Raw genomic sequence first — 6388 nt, forward strand, 5'->3', positions numbered from 1 at the left:
CCCGAGCGGCCAAAGGGATCAGACTGTAAATCTGACGGCTCTGCCTTCGAAGGTTCGAATCCTTCTCCCTCCACCATCATTCAGAAAACCCGGCCTGGCGCCGGGTTTTCGCATTTATAGCCCGCCGCAATCCATTCTCCCTCTGCACTCCAGTCCCTTATCGCCATTTACCTGCAGCCGATCGCGCAATAAAAAAACGGGAGGCCTGCGCCTCCCGTTTACGTTCATATCAGCCCTGTTACTGGATGAAGCGTTACAGGGTGAAGCGATAGAAGATATCGACCGCTTGAGCCACCCCGCTCATCGCCTGCAGATAGAGCCGTGGCAATACCTCGTAGCGCAGCTTGAATTCGGCGATGGGGCTGAAAACCCCGACCCCGTACTGGAACTGCAAGCCCGGCAGCAGATAGGCCGACAGAGTCACCTGGGTGTTGTCGCCACTGCCCGCCGTATCGAGGGAGACATCGCTCATCCCCAGCGACTCGCCGATACTCGACACCACGCCGTTGGCCTGGCTCACCGCACCGGCTACCAGCAGGCCGTTGAAACCACCATCCTCACCGCCGGTCTGCAACCCTTTGCCGCGCAGCAGATAGGAGAGTTGTTCCGACTGCGCCATCTGCGGTTCGGAGTAGACAGTGATCTCAGGCTTGCTGGCAGGGCCGGTCACCCGCACCCCGACCGTCACCTGACCTTCGATGGTATCGGGATCCCGGTTGGCCTCGATGTTGAGGAAGGGCCGATCCAGCGGACCGGAGAAGAGGATCCGCCCCTCCTTGATGATGAGGTTCTGACCATAGGCCTTGAAGCGGCCGTTGGTCAGCACCAGCTGGCCGTTACCTGCCAGCGGCTTCTCGGGATCCTGACGGATATTGAGACCGCCGGAGACATCGGTCTTCAGCCCCATGGCATCAAGCTTCACATCGTTGCCAAGGCGGATCGCCACCTTCATCGCCAGCGGCAGACTTGCCTGCTTGGGAGCAGGGGGCAGATCGTCATAGACCACGGTCACATCGTCTGAGACCGCCACCGCCGAATCCGGCAAGCTCTTGACCAAAATACGTGCCCAGGGAATATCCACCTGACCGGTAATCCGGGTCTCCTCACCCAGCGACACCGCGATATCGGGCGAGACTCTTACCCGGCCCATGCCCGGATATTGCGCCTCCAGATCCTTGCCCTGAATGGTGAGGCTGCCGCTGACCGGCATCTTGGCCCAGCTGAGCCAGCCGCCCAACGCCAGCGGCCCCTTGCCCACCAGCATGGAGCCATCGAGCTCGGCGCGGTTGCCCTCGATCTTGAGGCGGGTCACCAGCTTGGTCAGGGTCACCATGTCGGAGTGGGTCTGCACTTCACCGTCACGCAGATTGAGCTGACCAAACAGCAGGGGCGCCGCCAGGGTGCCGTCGAAACGGGCATCGGCGGAGATGATCCCTTGCAGGGAGCGCACCTCAGGGATGAGCGGCGCAAAGGTATTGAGCTTGAGATCGTCAAACTTGAGCTGACCACCGAGCAGACCGCGACCGGCAGGCTCCCTGATCAGCAGATCGGTATCGATATTGCCGATCTGCTTGGAAGCAAAATCGAGGCGAATGGCCGCCTGCTGCCGCTCGAAATCCAGGGCCAGTGCCAGCTGCTGATAGTCGGTCTTGAGACCATCTGCCACAAAAGTGCCCGGCGTGGTGCGCACCACCGCATGCAGGGTCGGCTGATTGCCACGCCAGCTGGCGCGGCCATCGGCCGAGAGCATCGCCTGCCAGCGGAAGTTGTCCGGCAACCAGGGGCGCAGCCGCTTGAGATCAAACTCGCTCAGGGCAAACTCCAGAGTGCCCTGTGCAGCGGAGACCTGACTCCCCTTGACGCAGAGGCTGGCCCCCTGGGAGCCGAGGCAAAGATCCCCCATCGCCAGCCGCTGACGCGGCAGATCGAGATCCAGTGCCCAGGGGGAGCTCAAGTCCCAACGGCGCAGCGGAGTTTTCAGCCGCAACTCGGAGAGCGCCCCGCGCCAGTGATCCCCGCGCACGCCGCCACCCAGTTTGAGGTTGGCCGCAACAGGGTCACCCTTCATGGTCAGGGTCAACAGATGCTGACTGATATCGCCGCTGAGGTTCAGGGCCAGCTGGCTGAGCTTGGTCTCACCCTGTTTCAGCTGCGCCACCAACAACGCGAGCTCACCGGCCGGTTTGGCGCCGATCACCGCATTGCCCTTGAGGCTAATACCCTTCAGGTCGGTGCCGGCATAGTAGAGCCGGTCGGAGGCCAGATCTGCATCGATTTTTGGCGTCTGCTGATTGCCACTGACCTTCACCTGCCCCTTGATATCCCCTTTCAGGCCGGGATAGATGCCCCCCAGCTGGGGAGCCTGCAGGTTGGCATCGAGCTTCCACTGGGCGCTGCTGATACTGCCCTTGGCCTGCAACTGGTTGGGGCCACTTTGGAGCGAGAGCGCCGGGATCAGCCACTCCATCTTGTCGTTGCCGCTAAGCTCCCCCTTGAGGGCCAGCGGGTACTGGTTGAGCTTGCCATCCACCTTGAGCTTGGGCAGTTTCAGCTCCCAGTGGCCCGCTTCGTTCATCACGAAACGGCTCTCCAGCTCACCGGCCAACGTCCCTTTCAGCTCGGGCAGCAGCTCGGCCGGATTGATCCCCTTGAACAGGGTGGTTCCCTGCCACTCGATCCCCTTGTTCCAGGCGAGCTTGCCATCGAGCTTCAGCTCCCCCTTGAGGGCGTTGAGCTGCAAGGCGATCTTGCTGAGCCGCTCCAGATCCCCCTTCCCATCCAGCGCAAGCTTGAAGGGGGGGACATCGGTCCCCTTGCCGGAGGTATTGAGGGCAAACTGATAGCCGGAGAGCTTGCCCTTGGCAGTCAGGCTCCCTTTATCCAGCCGATAGCTCGGCTCATCTTTGGCAGGCTTGTGAAGAGGCCAACCGAGGCTCTTCCAGTCGAGGGCCAGATCAAAGGGCAGATCTGGGTCGAGCGCGGCCAGCGAGCCCTTGAGATTGGCGGCAACCGGCCCCTTGGCCGACAACGCCAACCCCAGCTTGCCAACCGAACCGTTCAACGCCAGCGTGGCCTGCTCACCCTGCAGCTCGCCATCCAGCAGCCCCTTGCGGGCCTTGGCATCCAGCGTCACCGCCAGCGGGTAGTCGTCACTGAGCTGGATATGGCCCTTGAGCGCCAGATCGGCCATGGAGTGGCGCAGCGAGAGCTCGCGCACCTCGATGCGATCGTCGGCAGCAGTGGCCGACAGCAGCAGCTTGTCGAGCCCTTCGATCAGCTCGCCCTGCTTATATTGCACCTGGGTCGCGCTGACCCCTTCCAGCTGGATGGGGAAAGGAAGATGAATGGCGGGCAGGAGAATGGGGGCAGCCTTTGCCGTGTTCGCAGCTGGCGTCCCTTTGCCCTGTTTGACGGTCTTGGCGCTGGCCTTGTCGTTGCGCGCCACCGCAGCACCGGCTTGCTTCTCGTTAGCGGCCGGCTGCTTGGCAGATTTGGCTGCGCTGGCGGGTGCCGCATCATCCAGCGTCACCTTCAGGTTATCGAGCACCGGGCCGCGTACAATCAGCCCCTTGCGATTGAGGGTGGCGCCGATATCGAGGGACCCCAGGGTCACAGCCACACCAGGCACCGCCAGATCGAGATCGGCTACCTTGAGGCTGTCGACCTGAATTTTGAGTGGCAGCGGGCGCCAGACAAAGGGTTCGGAAGGCTCTTCCGGTGCAGGCTCCGAGTCAGCCACCTTCACCACCGGATGAGTCACTTCAAGCGATTTGATCCAGAGTTTGCCCTGCAGCAACTTGCCGAGATCCCAGTCGAGCACGGCGCGATCCACAGTGACATCCACCAGCTCATCCTGCCAGCCCACCCCTTCCAGGGTCCAGCCATAGCCAAGCTGACCGGCCACCAGCTCCCCCTTGAGAGAAGGAAGCGCCCCTTTGGCCTGTTGCCACAACCACTTGTTGCCCTGATGGGTAAAACCCAGCAGGCTGACGCCGATGAGCAGCAGGAACACCAGCCCCATCAGCCAAAGAAAAATACGTTTTAGCCAGATCACAATGCAGACCCCCGCGCAAGATACAGCCGCAGCGGCCAAAGAAAAAAGCGTTTAGACAACATCATAATTCAGGCCCCAATGCGAAATGCAGCCGCAAGGGCTTCTCCTCCTCCGATACCCCGACCGCCAGATCCAACCTGACCTGACCGATGGGGGTGACCCAGCGCACACCGACGCCGGTACCTATTTTCCAGGGCTCACTGTAATCGGTGGTGGAGGTGCCGCCATCCACAAACATGGCCCCCAGCCACTTCTCGCTGAAGCGGTAGTTGTATTCCAGACTGGCCACGCTGGTGTAGCGGCCACCGGTCAGCTTGCCATCCGGCCCAGTGGGGGAGATGCTCTCGTAACCAAAGCCGCGCACTGTCTGATCGCCACCGGTAAAGAAGCGCAAGGACGGCGGCACCAGCGAGAAGCTGTCACCTATGATGGCCCCCTGCTCTGCCCGCATCAGGAATCTGTGGTTATCACCAAGAGTTCGCAGCCACTTGCTGCGCCCCCACACCCGCATAAAGCTGATGTCGGAGCCCCATCTGGGGTCGGAGAACTCCAGCGTCAACTGCTGGCGATCCCCCCAGTCGGGCACCAGGGTGCCGCGCACCCGCAGCCGGGACCAGGAGACCCCGGGGATCAGCAGCAAGCTGTTCCCCTCGTCGGCGCCCTGGGTATAGATCTCGTTCTCCAGCCGGATAAAGACGTCCCGATCCCAGCTCTCCGGCCGCCGCGTCCAGCGGTGCACACCGATGGTAGTGAGATCGGAGCGGGTATCGTTGTTGTCCTTGTACTGGTAGCCGGTCTGGATGGAGTAGTAGTCCCGCAGCGGGTTGCCCACCGGGATCTGATAGTCGAAGCTGAGCTCTGCCTCCGGCGCCGACACCTTGGCGGTGGCAAACAGACGGTGGCCATAGCGGTTGACCCAGGGCTTCTCCCAGGTGGCACTCATCCGCGGGCCTACGTCGGTGGCATAACCGATACCGGTCTCGATTTCGTGATCGACCCGGTTATCCAGCGTCACCGCGATGGGTACCCGATAGTTGCTCGCCTCGCTCAATACCGGCTTGATATCGACCTGACGGAACAGCTTGGTGGAGGAGACATCCTGCGACATCTCGGCCAGACGGATGGCGAGATAGGGATCGCCACTCTTGATGTTGATAAGCGGGCGAATAAGGTGAAGCGCTTCGGGGGTGGCATCGTAGCGGATCTCGCCGAAACGGTAGCGATGGCCCGATTCGAACAGAATAAAGATCTCTGCCGTCCCCTTGTCCGGAAACACCTTGACCTGACTCTTGCTCAGCTTGGCATCAAAGTAACCGCGGGCCAGTCCAAGGCTGCCGAGATCGGCCTTGATGGATTCATATTTGGCGTGATTGAGGGGCTCACCCTCTTTGAGGGGCAACTTGTCCAGCAGGGCGCTGTAGAGCTCATCGCTGCCCGCATCCCCCTCCAGCAGAATATCGAGGCGGGAGACGATGACCGGCTCCCCCTTGTCCACCTCAATCACCACTTTGGACGGGGTTTTCTTGTCGCGACTCAGGGTGATTTTCGGCTGGTAGTAGCCATAAACCTGCAGCGCCTTTTGCACGCTCTCGGTGATTTTGGCTCGAGCCGGGCGGTATTGCCGCTCCTGATAGACCGGCAGGGCATTGAGGTAGGCTTCAACGTTATCCTTGTTCTCCCCTTTCAACCCCTTGACCTGATAGGTGAGCTTGGCGGCAAACGCGGGCGAAGCCAGCAGCGACAGCAACAGGCCCACCCCCAGTACCCGCAGGCCGCGGCGAAACGCAGGGCCGGACAGTGAACGCCCTGCCAGCAGGGATGAAATGCATCCTGTCAAAGGTCAATATTCCTGAATCTGTGGTGAAGGAAACCAGCGCCCTTTCGGGCCAACCCCGAATGCGGCGCAGCACGCCATGCAGTGCATGGCCGTGACACAATAATGCGCGCCAGAAAAATGGCGAACCTTATCCTAACATAGGCATCGGCCAGCGACAGCGCGGCGCCATTGGCAAATTCGCCATATCTTTTAAGAGGTTGACCACAAATCACACATTTTGCTGACAATGACGCCGCCCGCTTTCATGATGAGGGCGAGCTGACCCGCCCTGAACAAGGTTCACTTGGTCGTCAGGCCGCCTTTGTCACCTTTCCCCCCTCTCATTACCACCAGAAACCCACCACGACAGAGTTTGTCGGCATCGCCCCACCCTCACCGTTTAACAGGCCCGACACACGCCAAAGCCCGCCGTAGCGGGTGATTAAGAGCCGCTAACAAAACCTCTCAGCGAAGCGCGAGCAGATCACGGCGCAAGCCAGCGTCAGTAACGCAAGGTG

At 61.1% G+C, this 6388-nt stretch carries 2 protein-coding genes; both read right to left on the minus strand.

Going from position 1 to position 6388, the window contains the following annotated elements:
- Nucleotides 1–253 precede the first annotated feature (253 nt).
- Nucleotides 254–4054, minus strand: coding sequence for a translocation/assembly module TamB domain-containing protein (locus tag NOM06_RS20600; protein ID WP_255913006.1), 3801 nt, complete (start codon nt 4052–4054; stop codon nt 254–256).
- Nucleotides 4055–4115: 61 nt separating this feature from the next.
- A complete protein-coding gene (locus tag NOM06_RS20605; protein ID WP_255913007.1) occupies nt 4116–5891 on the minus strand; it encodes an autotransporter assembly complex family protein in 1776 nt (591 codons plus the stop codon).
- Nucleotides 5892–6388: the final 497 nt, after the last annotated feature.

The organism is Aeromonas sp. JL9 (assembly GCF_024436075.1).
Classification (GTDB): Bacteria; Pseudomonadota; Gammaproteobacteria; order Enterobacterales; family Aeromonadaceae; genus Aeromonas; species Aeromonas veronii.